The sequence below is a fragment of the Chthoniobacter sp. genome (assembly GCF_040003245.1).
GTDB lineage: Bacteria > Verrucomicrobiota > Verrucomicrobiia > Chthoniobacterales > Chthoniobacteraceae > Chthoniobacter.
Genome location: NZ_JBDUCX010000134.1, coordinates 1 through 17838, shown reverse-complemented (window position 1 = coordinate 17838; position 17838 = coordinate 1). Strand labels below are relative to the sequence as shown.

Here is a 17838-nt window from a genome sequence, read left to right as displayed (position 1 = left end):
AGACTTGATGGCGCTCAATTTCGTCCCCAGGCATTCGCCGAATGGATCCTTGGAATACAACACCCGCGTCACCGTCCCATCGGCCGCGATCAGAAATACGAAGGACGCCGGCTCTTTCGTGTCCGGCATGCTTTCACTACAAGTGTGCAACGCCTTGCTGAAAACTGGCATGATCGATTTTTGAAACTGATCAAAATAACGCCGCCCTTCGTCCGTGCTATAATTCTTAGCCGCCTCCTTCGTCAGCGCGTCGAGTTCATCGGACGACTCCGCCTTCGCTGCGGCCGGGAGCAACGCGAAGAGGACGACGATGGATGGAACAATGAGCCAGAAGGAGACGCGATAAAGCCGCTGCTCGCGCGGCGGCAGATGGTGTGACCCGACGCGCAGGAAGATCCCGGCGCGATACTGCGGAAGCTTCGCCAGAAACAGAAGCAGCGTGCCGAGAAAGGAAGTCCCGGTCGCGATGCCCAGCGCCCAGAGCCAGGGCAGCCCCGTCAGATGCCGAAACCAGGAAATGGCCGGAAACAAGGCCCCCATGAGAAACGAAATCCCAAGCACGACGAGCGGGATCGACAGCAACGCTGACAGGTCGAGTGGGAACCAATGACGGCTTTTCATGGCTTTGGTTTCGGGACACGCGAACGTCACCTCGAACCGGAAATCAGCCAAGGACAAACTGCCCGCCTGCTTCGAACGGATGATGCGGATGATACGCCATCAAAACTAGAACTTCGGCGTTGACGACGACGGTATTTAGTGTTCAATATCACACGTTACAGGATTGGAAGAAACAGGCAACGGGCGGGCTGAGACCGGGCAGTAGATAGAGAGACAATTCGACAGGCTTATGACTTTCATCATTCGATATTTGAAATCCGCGATACAGGCCGCGCCGACTGGCACATTCCCGGTTCTCCCGCCGGAAATCGCAGCAGGGGTGCGATCTCCTGCTCTCTGTAAATTAAGGTCAATTAAGCTGGATTAAGGTGAATTAAGCCTTTCAAAAAGTCCCGTTTCACCACCACCACCGCACCGGATCCATCGTCAAAACCCACTGTAACTTCTGCGCTGCCTCGGCGTTCTAATATCCGACATCACACCTTCTCCATGCGCTTCCGCTTTCTCATCCCCGGTCTGGCCACCTTTGGTGTCGCTGCCTTTCTTCTCCACACTGCCTCGGCGGATGAAATCGCGGACAAGTTCCAGCAGTTCGACACCAATCACGATGGCGTGCTGAGCGGCGACGAGCTCAATGCCTCGCCCATCCTGCGCCAGCTCGACTTGAACGGCGACGGGCAGGTGACGCTCGACGAAGCGCGCGAGGGCATGGCAAAGATGCGCAACGGCGTCGTCGCGAAGCTCCAGGAAAAGCTCGGCGGTGGAGGTGCCGACGGCAAACTGGCGGTCGAATTCGTTTTCAAGCGCCTGGATAAGAACGGCGACGGCCAGCTCACCCCGGACGAATTGACGGACAAGACGTGGTTTGAAAAGCTGGACGTGAACAAAGACGGCGCGGTGACCCTGGCGGAAGCCGAACAGGTGCTCGGCAAGACCATCGCCCGCCGGGCGCTCGAACGAGGCCTGCCCCAGACCGCGAGCTTCACGGAAGCCGACATGGCTTCGTTCCAAGAGCAGCCGCTCCTGGTCAAGGCGGGCGACCGCGGCGTGGGCCGCCGGGTGGATAATCTCACGGTCAAGGGCCTCGACGGCCACGATGTCGCCATCACCGCCGCGAAGGGCGACAAGGCGCTCGTGCTCGCGCTCTTCAGCGCCACCTGCCCGATCAGCAACAAGCTCGGGCCGGAACTCGCGCGCCTCGAAAAGGATTACGCCGGTAAGAACATCGCCTTCTATCTGGTGAACATCGCGCCCGAGACCAAGCCCGACGAATTGCACAAATTCATCACCGCTTTCGGCCTGAAATCACCAGTCGTCACCGACTCCGCACAAGCCGCGCAACGCGCCCTCGCCGCCACCACTTCCACCGAAGTCTTCGTCCTCGATGCCGCGCGCACGCTCGTCTATCGCGGCGCAATCAATGACCAGTACGGCCTCGGTTATTCCAAGGACGCGCCCACGAAAAACTATCTGCGCGACGCCCTTGACTCCGTGCTGCAAGACAAGGCCCCCGCCATCGCCGCCACCAGCGCCCCCGGTTGCGCGCTCGATGTCCCTAATGCGGCCAGACCCGCGGCGACCAATCTCACCTACAACCACGACATCAGCCGCATCCTCCAGGCTAATTGCGTGAGTTGCCATCATCAGGACAGCATCGCGCCCTTCTCGCTGGAGACGTACGCCGACGTGAAAGAGCACGCCGCCATGATGAAGAAGCAGGTCAATCGCGGTGCCATGCCTCCATGGTTCGCCGTGGAGACAGCCGGGCACGCCCACCAGTGGATGAACGACCGCTCGCTCTCCGAGACGGACAAGACCGATCTGCTCGCCTGGCTCAATTCCGAGCGCCCGCAGGGCAACCCCGCCGATGCACCCGTGCCGCGTCATTTCACCAGCGGCTGGATGATCGGCCAGCCCGACGCCGTCTTTCAGATTCCGCGCCCCGTGCAGGTCAAAGCCGAGGGCGTCATGCCCTACCAGACGGAGGTTGTGGAGACGAACTTCACCGAGGACCGCTGGGTGCGCGGCTACGAAATCCTGCCCACCGATCGCGCCGTCGTGCATCACGTCATCGTCCGCGTGCACGCCAAGGGCGCGAAGCTCAAGGAGGCCGGCGACGCCAGCGAAGGTTTCTTCGCCGCTTACGTCCCGGGCAATAGCTTCCGCGTCCTGCCCGATGGCTTCGCCAAGCTCCTGCCCGCCGGCTCGCGCATCAGCTTCCAGATTCACTACACGCCCAACGGTCACGCCACACAGGACCAGATCAAGATCGGCCTGCTCTTTGCCGCCCAGCCGCCGCAATACGAAGTGCACGTCTCGTCGCTGGCCAAGCCCGGTCTCAACATCCCGCCCGGCGATGCCAATCACGTCGAAACCGCCGAGATGGTCATCCCCACCAACATGATGTTCATGAGCTTCATGCCGCACATGCACGTCCGCGGCAAAGCCTTCAAATACGAGCTCACCACGCCCGACGGGAAAAGCGAAGCGCTGCTCGACATCCCCCACTACGACTTCAACTGGCAGATCCAGTATCAATACGCGCAGCCCAAGTTCATCCCCGCCGGCAGCAAGGTGCGCATCACCGCCATCTACGACAACAGCCCCGGCAACCCCGCCAATCCCGATCCCACCAAGACCGTCCGCTGGGGCCAGCAAACCTACGAGGAAATGATGATTGGCTACGTCGAGCACTTCACGCCGCGCTCCACGACCAAAGTCGCGCAGCAATAAGGGAAGAGCCAGGCACTACGCCCCTTCTCCCTCCGCCGCATCCACGAACTTCTGCGCGACCGGCGAAGCGCCCGTCTTCCGGCAAACCGCGCCGACGACGACGGGATCGATCGCCGGCTTCAGTGGAAGGATCTTCAGCCGTGGTCCGGCCAGGCACGCCATGCAACTCGGCACCAACGCAATCCCACGCCCCGATTCCACCGCCGCGATGAGGCTGGTCACACTATCGTGCTCCTCGGCAAAATGGGGCGCACGGCCCGTCGACGCAAAGATCTTCGTCATTGCTGTATGATACTCCGGATAACCCGCCCGACTGTAGCCGATGAAAGGCTCGGCCACCGCCTTTTCCAAAGTGATGGCCCGCTGCCGCGCAAAACGATGCCCCGGCGCCACGGCGATGCCCATCGGATACTGCGCCAATTCATGAAACTTCAGTCCCCGCAATTGCCCGCCCTCCGGCGCGATACCGAGGCACACGTGCAGCCGTCCCTCGCGCAGTCCATCCAGCATCTCCTCCGTCGAGAGATCGTGCAGCGAGACCTTCACCCCGGGCAAGGCCGCCTGAAAACGCCGCAGCGCCCGCGGCAGAATCTGCACCGTGAGCGAAGGCGCGTAGCCCACGTTCAATTCGCCGCTCGTCCCGCCAGCCACGGCGCGCACGGTCTTGATCGCGTCGTCCGCTCGCGCCAGCACCGCCCGCGCTTCCTGCAGAAACACGCGCCCGGCGTCAGTCAGCCGCACGGACTTCGCGGTCCGCTCGAGCAGTGGCAGGCCGAGTTCTTCCTCGAGATCGCGGATCTGCCGGCTCACCGCGGGTTGCGCCACGTGGAGCTTCGCCGCCGCGCGGGTGACATTCTCCTCATCGGCCACGGCCACGAAGTAACGGAGATGTCGAAGTTCCATGCAAAGGCGAGCATGCCTTCCCGGCATCGTAAGGCAAGGAACATGGTATTTCCGCGCCGCCCGCTCCCCGCCGTATGCTGCGCCCATGATTACTACACGCAAAGCCAATGAACGCGGCCATGCCGAGCATGGCTGGCTCGACTCTTACTTCTCTTTCAGTTTCGCTGATTACTACGATCCGAAGTGGATGGGCTTTCGCAGCCTCCGCGTCATCAACGATGACCTCGTGCTGCCCAACGCCGGCTTCGGCATGCATCCGCATCGCGACATGGAGATCATCACCTACATCCTCAGCGGCCAGCTCGGGCACAAGGACTCGATGGGCAACGGGCGCGTCATCACGCCCGGCGAATTCCAATACATGAGCGCCGGCACCGGCGTGCTGCACAGCGAGCAAAACCCGTCCAGCACCGAGGCCGTGCATCTGCTGCAAATCTGGATCCAGCCCGACACCAAGGGCGTGGCTCCGGGCTACGCCGAGAAGTCGATGAAGAACGCCGAGACTGGCAAGCTGCATCTCATCACGAGCAAAGCCGGCCGCGACGGTTCGATCGCCATCCACCAGGACGCCGATCTTTACCTCGGCAAACTCGACGCCAATCAAAGCCTCACCCACACGCTCACGCCGGGCCGTCATGCCTGGCTGCATGTGGCCGAAGGCGAAGTGACGGTCAATGGCCAGACCCTCGCCGGCGGCGATGCCGTAGCCGCGAGCAACGAAGGCGCACTCGAGCTGCGCGGCAGCGCGAAGCCTTCGCAGGTCCTGCTCTTCGACCTGAACTGACAACGCAGATTCCACCCCAGCCGTCGTGCGGGAGCATGTCCGGCTGGGGCACTGCGTACCCAATTTCAAAATCACCAAAAACCTCAATCCAACCCACTCACCCAACACACCCAATCCAATGACCAAAATTCTCGTCCTCTACTACTCCATGTACGGCCACGTCGAAACCCTCGCCGGCTCCATCGCCGAAGGCGCCCGCAGCGTCGACGGCGTCGAAGTCACGCTCAAGCGTGTCCCCGAGACCATGCCTCCAGACGTCGCCAAACAATACGGCGCGAAGCTCGACCAAAGCGCACCCGTCGCTTCGCCGAAAGAACTCGGCGATTACGACGCCATCATTTTCGGCAGCCCCACCCGCTTCGGCAACATGACCGCGCAAATGCGCAATTTCCTCGACCAGACCGGTCAGCTTTGGATGAGCGGCGCGCTCGTCGGCAAGGCCGGCAGCGTCTTCACCAGCACTGGCACCGGCGGCGGCAACGAGAGCACCATCATCAGCTTCGCCACCACCCTCATCCACCACGGCATGGTCTATGTGGGCCTGCCCTACTCCTGCCCGGAACTCGCCGACTTCAGCGAAGTCAAAGGCGGCTCGCCTTGGGGTGCCGCGACCATCGCCGGCCCGGATGGCTCGCGCCAGCCCAGCGCCAAGGAACTCGCCCAAGCGCGTTTCCAGGGCAAGCACGTCGCCACCATCGCAGCCAAACTCACCAAGTAACTCATTTATGAAATACGCCACTCTCGCCGCGCGCTTTCTGCTCGCCGCCATCTTCATCGTCTTCAGCCTGAACTTCTGGCTGCACTTTATCAATCTGCCCGGGCCAGCCGCAGGCTCACCCGCGGCCACCTTCATGGGCGTGCTCTTCACCACCGGCTATCTCGCCGCGGTGAAAATGCTCGAGCTTCTCGGCGGGATTTTTGTGGCCAGCGGACGTCTCCTCGGCGCCGGCCTACTCATCCTCGGCCCCATCATCTTGAACATCCTCTTCGTCGACATCTTTCTCACGAAGGCCTTCAACCCGCTGAGCACGCTGGCCGCGATCCTCGCGCTGTTCCTCCTCTGGACGAAACGCGAGCGCTTCCTCGCCTTCGCTACGGCGTAAGGCCACTCGTATGAATCCGCCTGCCATCGATCCCGGCGTGCGCATCGGCCACGTGCATTTGAAAGTGGCCGATCTCGAGCGCTCGCTCGCGTTCTATCGCGACGTGCTCGGCTTCGAGGTCACACAGCGGCTCGGCCGGCAGGCGGCATTCCTCTCGGCGGGCGGTTATCATCATCACATCGGCTTGAATACCTGGGAAAGCGTCGGCGGTTCGCCACCGCCACCCGGCACGACCGGCCTCTATCACACCGCCATTCTCTATCCCACGCGCGCCCTACTCGCCGACGCACTGCGACGGGTGGTAGCCGCGGGCATCCCGCTGGAAGGCGCCGCCGACCACGGCGTGAGCGAAGCGCTTTACCTGCGCGACCCCGATGACAACGGCGTGGAGCTCTACTGGGATCGCCCGCCGGAGGAGTGGCCGCGGCAGAGCGACGGCACCCTCGCCATGTTCACGCGCGCCCTCCATCTCGACGCGCTACTCAAGGCCGCTACTTGAGCGCCTCGACTTTGGCCGAGTCGTGCAATTGCTTCATCTCCGCTTCCGTCAGCGCACGATTGAAAATCGCCAGGCCGCCAAAGCGCCCTTTCGTCGCCTCGCCTAACATCGAGCCCACCGCATAGCGCGCCGCCACCGTGAAATCGGCGGGCGCAATCTTCGTCGTTCCATGTACCGCCGGGTCATAACGAAAAATGCCGCGGCCATGGTAGTAGGGGTTCATCCCCCGATCTTTGCCGTCCGGTCCTTCGCTGGTGAAATAGCGATCCGTCCGCTTGTCTTTCACCGCATCGAGCGGGCGGACATCGAGGACACCGTCGATGTAAGCGCGCAAGTATTTGGCATCGTAGGTAAAGCCCACCGTGCACCATCGACCCTCCGGCACCTCCCGGCGCGTGGCCGCGTAATCGGCGCACCACGGAAACGCGCTTCCATCCGCGCGGCGCGTGACCCCGCCCTCGCTGGAAATGTGCGGCGTCAGTTGTCGCGCGCCGCCGTAGGTCGGCATGTTCATGAGCAGCGCGTACTGGCGGGTGCCGGTGTCGTCATTCGCTCCCTTCCCTTCACTCCAGATGCCCGCGATCGTCTTGCTGTGCGCCAGGTCTTCGATGAAAACGACGGCAAACATGCTGATCTGCGCCTCCGGCCCGCTGATATCGAGGTCGCCCAATTCGGCATGCTTGATCTGCCAGTACTGCCGCCCATTGAGTTGCGCCGCATAGCCGGAGTAAGGCCCGCCGACCACGCGGGCGATCGGCCCGCCCACCTCGTTCAGCGCGTGCTTCTCCTTCGTGCCGGGCGAGAGCCGCGGCTGCCCGCCTTCTTCGCCGAAGGTCCAGAAGGCCACCAAACCCGGCATCTTCTCCACCACCGCGCGATCCCCGGTCGGTTCCGCGCCGGCGAGTCGCGATACCGCGACGAGCAAAGCCAGGAGCGCTGTGGTGGAAGAAAGGCGGGATGCAAAGCGAGGGAACATCCCGCCAGCATCCGAACTCGCCCTCGCGACGTCGAGCCGTTAGCGCGCTTTCTGCAGCGCGAACTCATATGCACCGAGCAGCCGCTCCTGATAGTGCTCCCAAGTGAAATTCTGCACGACCCTCTCCCGGGCCGCCGCACCCATGGTCTTCACCAAATCCGGATTGTCGTAGAATGCCTTGATTGCTTCCGCCAGCGCCTCCTTATCGCCGCACGGAATCACCTTTCCGTTCAGCCCGTCGATCACCACATCGCCCGCTTCGCGCGTCGTGATCTGCGCCAGTCCGCAAGCCGCCGCATCATAAGTCACCTTGGCGCTGCCTTCGCACGTCGATGGAAAGATATGGATGCTGGACTGGCGGAGATAGTCTTCCGGATTGCGCACGTACCCGGGCAGGATGACGTCGGGTCCGCCATACTTCTGAACGGATTCTTCGATCTCTTTATGAACCGTGCCGACCAGTACGAGTTCGGCGTTCTTGAGCCCGAGGCTGCGCCACGTTTCGAGCAATAGATCCACCCCCTTGCGCTTGATGAGCGCCCCGACAAAAACGGCCCGGAATTTCTCCGGATGAACGCCGGGCGTGAAGCGCACGACATCGGTGCCGCGCGGCAGGGAGTAGAGCTTTTCGCGGGGCACGCCGGCGGCGATGAAGGTATCCGCCGCGCATTCGGAGAGAACAAGGATCACATCGGAGAGATCGTATTCCTCCATGATCTGCTGGCGGGTCGGTGAAAGGCTTTCGAACCAGCGGCGCGGAAACGGCAACGCGTCCCGCTCGCGCTCGCTCTTCGTCTTGTCCGGCTTGATCCGCCCCTTGTTGCGATGCCACGTGGGAATCTCCAGCACCGTCGGTATCCCGCGCCGCCGGGCTTCACGAAAGGTGCGCACACAATCGCCCGACCAGCTATGCACGAGATCGTAATCGCCGCGCGCCAGTTGCCGCGCCGAGACCCAGTCGAGGTACTGCTTCTTCGCCCCGTAATAGTAGCGGGTCTGCAAAAACGACATCAGCCGCACGGGATGCCACCGCAGGCTGCGAATCAAGGAACCGGGAATCTCGCGCTGCCGGTTGTCATAAGCGACCGCTCCACCGAGGATGCCGGCCTTCCACGCGCCCTGCACCGCCTCGAAGGAATCGAGATCGAGCCCGCTTCCGCCGATCCGGGCAGAAATCGTGAAGAGCAATTTTCGCGGCAGTTTCCTGTGCACACCGTTTTCACCCACGCCCCCACTGACATCAGTCATGAGGACGGAGGAGCGATAGACACGAAGACGGTTGCATTGTCCGCCGAAGATAGGATGGCCAAATGTCCCTCGCCAGAGCAAAGAATGCCGAACCCGACAGTGGGTGCTCATCGCTCCGGAGAGAATTCCGGGGTGAGCCGCACAAAGAGCCGCATCCACTCGCGATACACGGCCTGCGTCGGAGTGAGGTTGCCGGCCCGCTCCCGGGCATCCAGTTCAGCCGGTGGTTGTCCGTCGTAGTGGCCGATCCATCCACAGGCCAGTGCACGCGACTCTCGCAGGAACGCCTCCAACTCCACCACGCCGCAACTCAGCGGAAATGTCTCCTCGATCACCACCGGTTTGCCGACCGCAAACTGCTTCAGGCATTCCATCGCCTCCCCCGGCTTCGTCGTGTCGGGATAAATGTGCACGCAGATGAAATCGAGTTCCGGTGCCACCTTCTCCGGCAGGAATCCCGAGAGATGTTTCCAGCCCCGCGACCAGGGCAACAGCCCAACGGTGATCAGGGCACGCCCATCATGCCGGCGGATCGCCGCACTCATCTGCCGAATCCATGCCACCGCGATATCCTCCCGCTTTCGCCCCGCCGGATCGAGCGCGATGTATTGTAGGAAATCGTAACCACCGAGCAGGCTGCCCGAGCGCCACTGTCCCGGCTCGCGTTTGCCGGCAGGCGAAAGCGGCTCGTTGATCAAGTCGTAGCAAAAGACCGCCGGACTCGAGGCTCCCACCTCGGCCACAGCCTCCCAAAACCGCGCCTGGGCGGCCCAGCGGGCCGGCTCATCCAGCGCGTCGTACCAGGCGGGCACATCCGCCGGGCGGTAACAGGCCAGGCCCGTGACATCGAGCCGCAAACCCGTCTCCTCACCGAGCCGGAGCAGCCGCGCGAATTGCGCCAGCGCAGGTCGATTCGGTTCCGTCGGCGAGCGCATGAACTTGCCGAACTGCAAATGCACCCGCACCACATTCGCCCCGAGTTCGCGCAGTTCGTGAAAGTCATCGGCCAGCGTCTTCCAGTCCGTATCCCAGAAATCCTCCATCAGCCGTCCACTATTGCCGTAGTTCATGCCCCACGGATGAAAAGGCTGCTTCGTTCCCTCCAGCACAAATCCCCGGCCATCCTCCGCCAACACAACGCGTGGCATTTTGGGTTGAGCGTCCGCGTCCGCCGCGAAGGTCGCCGCGCCGCTCCCCAACGCCACGGCCAGAACGAGGAGCAAACGCCAGGTCATACGGAGCGCTACTTCAGCAAAAACTCCCGCAGGAACGTGATCGTCGCGAAAAACTGGTACTGCGCATTCCCCGTCTTCTTGAAGCCGTGCCCTTCATCCGTGGCCATGAGGTACCACACTTTGCCGCCGCTCGCGCGAATGGCATCACGCATGTGCTCGGCTTCCGTCATCGGCACGCGTGGATCGTTTTTGCCCTGCACGATCAAGAGCGGCGATTTGATCTCACTGGCATGGTTGGCGGGCGAGATCCGCTCGAGGAACGCCTGCATCGCCGGCTGGCGTTCGTCGCCGTACTCCTCCCGCCGATTGCCCCGCCGGTAATCCGACGTGTCGTGGAGGAACGTCACGAAATTGCCGATGCCCACGCTGTCCACTCCGCAGCGCAGCACGTCGTGGTAGCGCACCATGCAGGCCAGCGTCATGAAGCCGCCATAGCTGCCGCCCATCACCGCGATGCGCCCGCCGTCGAGCGCGGGATCGTGTTGAATCCAGTCGATGATACTGCCGATATCGTGCACCGCATCTTCCCGGTGCATCCCATTGTCGAGGTCCACAAATTTCCGGCCATAGCCGAGCGAACCCCGCACATTGGGAAAGACCAGCGCGACGCCGAGCTCGTTGAGGTAATAATTCGAGGTCCCGCGAAAGCCCGGCCGCGACTGGCTGGAGGGGCCACCGTGGATATTGATCACCACCGGCCGCCTGCCCGGAAACTTCTGCGGATCGGGCCGATAAACGAGCGCGGAAATCGGCACGCCATCGAAGCTCTTCACCCGCACGAGTTCCGGCTCGGAGAAATGCTCCGTCGCTCCGGGCTTGCGCGTGCGATCCGTCCAACGCGTGAGCGTGCCGGTGTCCACTTCCAGTGAGTAGGCGTCGTTCGGCGTCTGCGAGCCATTGAGGGTGAAGCCCAGTTCGCGGCGGAGCGGATGCCACGAAAGATTGCTCACCACATCGCCCGGCAGTTTCGGCACCGGCAGTTCCTTGCGCGTGGATAGATCGAGCAAGTGCAGCCGGCCGAAGCCGTCTTCATTGGCCACAAACGCCAATGTCTTACCGTCGCCGGAAATCTCGAAGTCCTCGACATCCCATAGGATGTGGCCGCTCAGCGCCTCGCGTTTGCCCGTCGCGACATCGAGCCGGGTGAGCGTCAGGAAATCGGAGCCATCGTTCGTTTCCGCATAAATGGCCGCGCCGCCATCCCCGAACCGCGCGTGGTCGTAGATGATCTCCTCGCCCGCCTTGGTCAGCAGCTTTTTCTCCCCCGACTTCACATCCACGCTCCACAGTTCGGCCTTCGTCTCGTTGATCCCACGGCGCAGCAACAGGTGCGAATCGTCGCGCGACCAATCCGCCGCCGACCAGCCCGGCGAAGCATTCACGAGCAGGCAGCGCGTGGTCTTCGGGTCCGACGGGTTGACGAGATAGATGTCGTTGTCCTTGTTGTTGCGGCGCGTGGAGGCATACGCCAGCCACTGGCCATCGTGCGACCAGCACACTCCGGTATTGCGCGACTGCCCATCGGTGAGCAGCACGGGCGCGGCATTGCGGTCGTTCACCGCGAGCGCGTAGAGCTGGTATTGCTCGTTGCCGCCCTTGTCGCTGGAGAAGACGAACAGCTCGCCCGTACGCGGCTGGAACCAACCCGACGTCACCGGCTCGGTAAAATGCGTGAGCGCGATCCGCTTCGCCATGGGCCCGTTGACGGTGTGCAATTGCAGCGAATCGACGAGGCGCGTGGTGACCAGCAGTTCGCGCTGCACGGTGTGCCAGCCGCGAAAGTCCGCCCCGCCCAAGGTGAGATAGTGGCCGGCCTCCTTGCGCAACGCGTCCGAAATCGCCGGGATGCCCTCGGTCACGATGTTCGGCGGCACCGTGGGTTTCGGCCCGGGCGTGGCGGTGGGCTGCTGGGCGCACACCCCCAGGGGGATGAACGCCGCCGCTAGCGTCAGCGCGATTTGAAAACGCATGTTCATGGAGGGGAATGTCTTATAGCCTGCGGTTTCTTCCTCCTCCACTCCGAATGCAGGCCGAAGAAAAACGCGCCCACTTCCTCCACCCGTCACGAATCCCACTCACTATGAAATACAAATCCTCCGCAGTCTGGAAAGGCAGCCTCAAGGAAGGCGCAGGCACCATGTCCACCGGCTCCGGCGCCCTCGTCGACAAGGCCTACTCGTTCCGCACACGCTTCGAAGGTGAACCGGGCACCAACCCGGAGGAACTCATCGGCGCCGCCCATGCCGGCTGTTTCTCCATGGCGCTCTCGAACATTCTCGGCCAGGCGGGGTTCACCCCGGACAAAATCGAGACGACCGCGACGATCACGCTCGAGCAGAAAGACGGCAGCTTCGCCGTCACGTCGAGCCATCTCGACGTCACCGCCTCGGTCCCCGGCGCGACGCCGGAAGCCTTCGCGGAAGCCGCCGCCAAGGCGGAGAAGGGTTGCCCGATTTCCAAGCTGCTCAACGCGACCATCACCATGGACGCGAAGCTGGTCTAGGAGCACCCGACGTTCGCATGCAACGCACCACCCGAAATATCCTCGACCGGATGCGCAAGGTGTAAAGACCGTCTTAACGTTTCATTCTTCGCTTTCCAAGTTCCGGTGACCGGGTCTTGGATTCAAGAATGAGTCCAAAACTGCAAACGCGTCGCCATCTGCGTGCATTTCCAATTTGGCCCGAGCGAAGATCCCATCGTTGAATCGAATGAAATAGGATCGACGAACAAAACTACTCCAGCCACCGTACCCGTAAGGAAGAGAAGCGGGCATGTTTATAGTATCATTTGATGCATACCCCTGTCCCGGCGCTTCAAAATCAAAATCATCTGGTCGCAACAACACGCCGCCATCGGGAACGCTGACTTCCAAACTCCAATCATATTTCCCCGACCCTCCTTGGGCATCCGACCGATTTCTCCAATACCGGAGAACGACACGGTGAGCGTGTCCTTGTTCATCCAGGGTAGCAGTGACCGGCACGTCGCCCGGCGGAAAATAGTAACTTCTTGTACCAAGCTTTACCAATGGTTCAATGGGGCCAGGCTTATACAAAGCAAAAATCGTGGGTGAACTCTTGTGAGACTCAAACGGGCCTTTCGAAGACAGACCGTATTCGAAGAGGCCACCTGATGCCGGTTTTGAATCTCGTTCAGGAAGTGCCCGATATCCCGGTTTTGAAACTTCGACTGCAAGTGTCAGGCCACCGATCCCGTTGATTGAAAACAATCCAGCGGAGTCCGATTTAGCAGCATGTTCCGCTGGTCGACTTCCAATGCTATTATTCGCGAAATATTTGATGTCCGCGTTAGGAACGACATCGCCGTGTTGATCGAGGATCTTTCCATAGAACTCGATTGGCGTGTGAAAGGCGGAGAATAATTGTAGCCGAGGTTTGAAAATCCACGCCAGCGCACCTATGACCACAAGGATAAATAGAAACCGCTTCCACATAGCCGGACTATCGGATGCTGCGTCCGAGATGGCAATTCAGGGAATGGCTATCGCGTAGAACGCTACGCGAGATCGAGCCCTTTCATTGTGCCGGTGCTCGTGGCGAATTTGTCGGCTTCGATGCCGAGACGCTGGAGCATGGAGACGAAGAGATTGGGCAGAGGATAATTGCGTTCGCGGTCGAAGAGCAGGTGCTGGCCGTGCTTGAAGCCGCCGCCGGCGAAGAGCACCGGCAGGTTGGTGGTGACGTGGGTGCTGGCGTTGCCGAGATTGCTGCCGTAGAGGATCATCGTGCGGTCGAGCAGGCGATCACTGCCCTCGTGCGCGGTCTTCAATTCTCCGAAGAGCGTGGCGAGCAGTTTCATGTGCTCGCGGTCGATCATCTCGAGCTGGGCGAGCTTGGTGGGCGATTTGCCGTGGTGGGAAAGGTTGTGATAGCCGTCGGTCGTGTTGGTGCCCTCGACCTCGATGGCCGGTGAGTTGACGCTATCGAGCATGAGCGTGACGAGGCGCGTGGAGTCGTTCTCAAACGCGAGCCGCGCCATTTCGTACATGAGGCGGGCCTTTTCCATGTATTCACGCGGGCTCTCGGGATCCTTCGGCATGGTCGCTTTGACGATCGGCTTTGGTTTGCGCTCCCATTCGCGCGCCTGGCCCATGCGCTTCTCAAGGTCGCGCACGCCGGTGAAATACTGGTCGAGCCGCTCCTTGTCGCGCGGGCCGACATCGCGCTGCAAGCTCTTCGCCTGCCCGGCCACGGCGTCCATGATGCTTTGCCCGAGCGCCAGCTTGCGCTCCTGCTCGGCGACCTGCGCGGGGGTGCCGTTGAGGAAGAGACGCTTGAAAACTTCCGAGGGCTTTTCCTCGCACGGAATGAGCGCGCCGGTGCCGGTCCAGGAGAGGCTGCGCAGACCCTGCTGGACGTTCACGCCGAGCGTCAGCGACTGAAACCGCGTGAGATTGCCGATGCGCTCGGCGGCGAATTGATCGAGCGAGATGGTATTGCGGAAGCCACCGCTGCCCGGATGCGGTGCGGCGGTGAGGAAGCAGTTATCCGCCGGGTGGCCCCCATCCACATCGGGATGCGACACACCGCTGAAGACGGTGAACTCATTGCGATGCTCGGCCAGTTCCTGGAGATAGGGCGAGAGCGCGTAATCGCGCCCCGCTTGCTCGGGGAAGAACTTCTCCGGCACGAGGCCGAGGTTGTTGCAGACGGCGAGGACGCGGCGCGGCGGCACCACCTTCGTGTCACGCGCGAAGGCCGGCATCATGGCATCGAGGAAAGGCAGCGCGAGGGCCACGCCGGTGCCGCGCAAGAACTGGCGCCGGGAACAGACGCGCTTCGTGGAGATGAAGGAGCTCGGGTTCATTTGATTTGGAAGAGTTCGCTTTGGACGACGGCCTGCACCAGCGACTGGACACCGTAACCTTTGGCGGCGGTTTGATCGAGAATCTGTTCCACCTGTGGGCGGTCGCCAAAGCGCACTGGAGCGCCGGTGGCATACGTGACGAGTTGGCGGGTGAGATTGCGGGCGATCTGCCGCTCGTCGGCCAAAAGCAGGCGCTTCAGCTCGCGGATGTCGCCAAAGGCCCGGCCATCCGGCAGCTTGCCGCTGGCATCGACGACCGGTCCCTCGTGGAAGGTGAAGGCCTGGCCGTTCTTGCCGAAGCCCTTGGCGTGTTCGCCCTCGCCCATCGCGCGGTAGTGGTCGCGCCAGCCGCCGAAGACATCGAAGCTCTCCAGCGCGAAGCCCGCGGGATCGATCTTGGCGTGGCAGGCCGCACAGGTCTCGAGCTTGCGATGTTTGTCGAGTTGCTCGCGGATGGTCGTGGCGCCGCGCGTATCGGGATCGACGGCGGGGACATTGGGCGGTGGCGGAGGTGGCGGACGGCCGAGGACGCGTTCCATGACCCACGCGCCGCGCACCACCGGTGAAGTCGTCGTGCCATTGGCGGTGACCTTGAGGACGCTGGCCTGGGTGAGCAGGCCGCCGCGCACGGAATCCGCGGGCAGCGCCACGCGGCGGAGGTTCACGCCATTCACATTAGGAATGCCGTAATGTTGGGCGAGGCGCTCATTGAGCATCGCGAAATCCGACGACACGATATGCCGCGCGGGCAGATCGTTGCGCAGAACTTCGTTGAAGAAGAGTTGCGTCTCGGTGGTGGCGGATTCGACGAGCAGATCGTCGAGATAGTAGTCGGGATACAGGCTGGCATCTGGCGCGGTGGCGTTGCTCTTGCGCAGGTCGAGCCAGTAGTCGAGGAAGGCATCGACGAAGCGGCGCGATTTCGAGTCGGCGAGGAGACGGGCGGCCTGCGCCCGCAGCACGTCGGGCTTGTGCAGGTCATTGCGGGCGGCCACCGCGCGCAGGGCCTCATCCGGCTCCGAGTTCCAGATGAAATAAGCGAGGCGCGCAGCCAGCGCACGGTCGTCGAGCTTGCCGGGCTTTTCCTCCAGGCAGACGAACGCCGGCGAGCAAAGCACTCCGGAATAACCGGCGATCATCGCATCGGTAAAGGTGCTGCCCGACTTCAGCGCGCCATTGATGATGCCGAGGAAACGCTGCACGTCCTCCTCGGTGGCGGGCTCGCGATAGGCCCGCTGCAGGAAGGCGCGCAGCAGGCGCTCCGCGTCCTTCGCGGGATCTTTCGGCAACACCTCGATGCCATTCTTGGTGGTCTTGTAGGGCAGGCTATCGAAGAGCAGCTTGTGACCCGCGCTGGGCCACTGGTCATAGATCGGCCCCTCGACTTCCATCCAACGGAAGGCCACGCCGGGCTGGCCATCCTCTTCGGCGAGCGGGTTGTGGTAGTTCGGCGGGCGCGAGCGGAAGAGCCGCGCGGCGTCGGGGCGAATCTCTTCGCCGGCGAGCAGGTAAGTATCCAATTCGCGCACCGTGGGGTCGGGATTCACATCGAAGCTGCCGAGTAACCGCAGCAACCGCGGCGGGGTCTCCGAATAAATCGTGACCGGCTCCGGCCGCCGCCCGGCCGAGACCGTATCGAGATCGGGATGCCACCATTTTTCCTTTGGGCCCGGTCCCACCCAAACCGAATAAGCGCTGAAACGGATTTTGTAACGCCCGGCGGCGGGCGCTTTGAATCGATCAAAACGCAGTTCGATCGGTTCGTAGCTGCTCGCGACCACACCCATCGCTTCCTTTTCGCGCGTAGCAGGATCGGCACTTCCGACGGTGAGGGGCAATTTGCCGGATCGCACTTCGGGTTGCGCCTGCGTGCCGAGGAGCGGAAAGGTCGCGCGCTCCGGGCTCTTGTTAAACACGCTGAATTTCATCTTGGTGGCAAAGACCTTCTGGTCGCGCGCGTAAAAGCGTTCGGTCTTCGTCGGCGGCCGGGCGACTTGGGTGGCCATCACCTGCCGCAACGCATAATCCGCCGCGGCGAGATAACGCGCCATCTGCACATGCGAAATATCCAGCGCCTCCCCGATCTTGTTGAAGCGAAACGCCTCGCCGTCCTCGGGAAGCATCTCCTTGATTTGCAGCCACGGCGCGTGCAACAGGTCGCGCAGGGTGTTTTCGTATTCGTAGCGATTGAGGCGTCGCTGCGTGGCGCGCCCTTGCCTGGCGTCATGCGCCTGCTCGGCGGCGATCATCGGCTCGCTGACGGACTTGAGAAAGGCGTCGCGCTCCGCGGGCTCGGGCTGCGCTTTCTTCTTCGGCGGCATCTCGCCGTCGCGCACGCGGTCGTGGACCTTCACCCACATGGAGTAGACTTTCGAGTCGTCGAGATAGAACGGCAGCGTGGTGAGATCCAGGTTGCCCTTCTTCGTCTCGGAGTCGTGGCAATCGTAGCAGCGGTTCTCCAGGAATTCCTGCCCCGGCCGGGCCGACTGCACACCGGCCCAGACGCTGGCGGTAGAGAGCAGGAGGAAAACGGACGCAAGATGCTTCATGGACTGCGCAGACAATGGGGGTGGCGGCTGGTTTCTTAGCTGCTGCTTTCTGGGGGCCAAAGCCTCTGTAAAAAAAACTCGCACCTTAAATCGCCTTAACTGGGCTTAAGGCACCTTAAATTCGCGTCTTTTTCTGGCCGGTGGCGCTGGGCTTGGCGTCGCGAGGGGTCGGCTAAGTGTATTGCGGAAGGCCTCGCGGAACCGGGCGATCTCGCCGTTGTGGGTGGGATTCATGCCTGTTTTTATTTCGATGGAATTGGGTGGGATCGGTGGGATTATCTCTGTAAAGCGGGTGGGATCGAGGTGGGATCGAGGTGGGATCGAGGTGGGATCGAGGTGGGATCGAGGTGGGATCGA

At 62.2% G+C, this 17838-nt stretch carries 15 protein-coding genes; 6 read left to right on the top strand and 9 right to left on the bottom strand.

Annotated elements, in window-relative coordinates; translation table 11 throughout:
• Positions 1-621: hypothetical protein (locus ABJF10_RS18275; RefSeq protein WP_348546036.1), on the bottom strand; the 621-nt coding region annotated here is incomplete at its 3' end.
• 489 nt (positions 622-1110) lie between these two features.
• On the opposite strand from ABJF10_RS18275, the gene ABJF10_RS18270 reads away from it, so the two are divergent.
• Positions 1111-3354 (top strand): redoxin family protein, encoded by a 2244-nt coding sequence (locus tag ABJF10_RS18270; RefSeq protein ID WP_348546035.1) that lies wholly within the window; start codon positions 1111-1113, stop codon positions 3352-3354.
• 15 nt (positions 3355-3369) lie between these two features.
• On the opposite strand, the gene ABJF10_RS18265 is transcribed toward ABJF10_RS18270, so the two are convergent.
• Positions 3370-4257 (bottom strand): LysR substrate-binding domain-containing protein, encoded by an 888-nt coding sequence (locus tag ABJF10_RS18265; RefSeq protein WP_348546034.1) that lies wholly within the window; start codon positions 4255-4257, stop codon positions 3370-3372.
• A gap of 85 nt (positions 4258-4342) precedes the next feature.
• On the opposite strand from ABJF10_RS18265, the gene ABJF10_RS18260 reads away from it, so the two are divergent.
• From ABJF10_RS18260 to ABJF10_RS18245, 4 genes are all read left to right on the top strand, one after another.
• Entirely contained in the window at positions 4343-5041 is a 699-nt protein-coding gene (locus ABJF10_RS18260; RefSeq protein ID WP_348546033.1) for a pirin family protein, read from the top strand.
• 118 nt (positions 5042-5159) lie between these two features.
• Entirely contained in the window at positions 5160-5759 is a 600-nt protein-coding gene (wrbA, locus tag ABJF10_RS18255; RefSeq protein ID WP_348546032.1) for an NAD(P)H:quinone oxidoreductase, read from the top strand.
• A 7-nt stretch (positions 5760-5766) separates the two neighbouring features.
• Positions 5767-6144, top strand: a complete 378-nt coding sequence (locus ABJF10_RS18250; protein ID WP_348546031.1) for a hypothetical protein — start codon at positions 5767-5769, stop codon at positions 6142-6144.
• Positions 6145-6154: 10 nt separating this feature from the next.
• The gene (locus ABJF10_RS18245) at positions 6155-6643 is read left to right on the top strand and encodes a VOC family protein (RefSeq protein ID WP_348546030.1); all 489 of its coding nucleotides are present in this window, start codon (positions 6155-6157) and stop codon (positions 6641-6643) included.
• Here ABJF10_RS18245 and ABJF10_RS18240 read toward each other — a convergent pair.
• The 4 genes from ABJF10_RS18240 to ABJF10_RS18225 form a co-directional block, all read right to left on the bottom strand.
• A complete protein-coding gene (locus ABJF10_RS18240) occupies positions 6636-7619 on the bottom strand; it encodes a hypothetical protein (protein WP_348546029.1) in 984 nt (327 codons plus the stop codon). The genes ABJF10_RS18245 and ABJF10_RS18240 overlap by 8 nt on opposite strands.
• Before the next feature lie 39 nt (positions 7620-7658).
• The gene (locus ABJF10_RS18235) at positions 7659-8867 is read right to left on the bottom strand and encodes a glycosyltransferase family 4 protein (RefSeq protein WP_348546028.1); all 1209 of its coding nucleotides are present in this window, start codon (positions 8865-8867) and stop codon (positions 7659-7661) included.
• 107 nt (positions 8868-8974) lie between these two features.
• Positions 8975-10102, bottom strand: a complete 1128-nt coding sequence (locus tag ABJF10_RS18230; RefSeq protein ID WP_348546027.1) for a cellulase family glycosylhydrolase — start codon at positions 10100-10102, stop codon at positions 8975-8977.
• Between the two features lie 8 nt (positions 10103-10110).
• On the bottom strand, positions 10111-12078 hold the full coding sequence (locus tag ABJF10_RS18225; RefSeq protein WP_348546026.1) for a prolyl oligopeptidase family serine peptidase: 1968 nt from the start codon (positions 12076-12078) through the stop codon (positions 10111-10113).
• A gap of 104 nt (positions 12079-12182) precedes the next feature.
• Between ABJF10_RS18225 and ABJF10_RS18220 the strand changes: the two genes are divergently transcribed.
• Positions 12183-12605 (top strand): OsmC family protein, encoded by a 423-nt coding sequence (locus tag ABJF10_RS18220; RefSeq protein ID WP_348546025.1) that lies wholly within the window; start codon positions 12183-12185, stop codon positions 12603-12605.
• An 81-nt stretch (positions 12606-12686) separates the two neighbouring features.
• Here ABJF10_RS18220 and ABJF10_RS18215 read toward each other — a convergent pair whose 3' ends face one another.
• From ABJF10_RS18215 to ABJF10_RS18205, 3 genes are all read right to left on the bottom strand, one after another.
• Positions 12687-13559: a carboxypeptidase-like regulatory domain-containing protein gene (locus tag ABJF10_RS18215; RefSeq protein WP_348546024.1), complete on the bottom strand. Its 873-nt coding sequence runs from the start codon at positions 13557-13559 to the stop codon at positions 12687-12689.
• Between the two features lie 62 nt (positions 13560-13621).
• Entirely contained in the window at positions 13622-14932 is a 1311-nt protein-coding gene (locus ABJF10_RS18210) for a DUF1552 domain-containing protein (protein WP_348546023.1), read from the bottom strand.
• Positions 14929-17481, bottom strand: a complete 2553-nt coding sequence (locus ABJF10_RS18205; protein WP_348546022.1) for a DUF1592 domain-containing protein — start codon at positions 17479-17481, stop codon at positions 14929-14931. The genes ABJF10_RS18210 and ABJF10_RS18205 overlap by 4 nt, the downstream gene beginning before the upstream one ends.
• Positions 17482-17838: the final 357 nt, after the last annotated feature.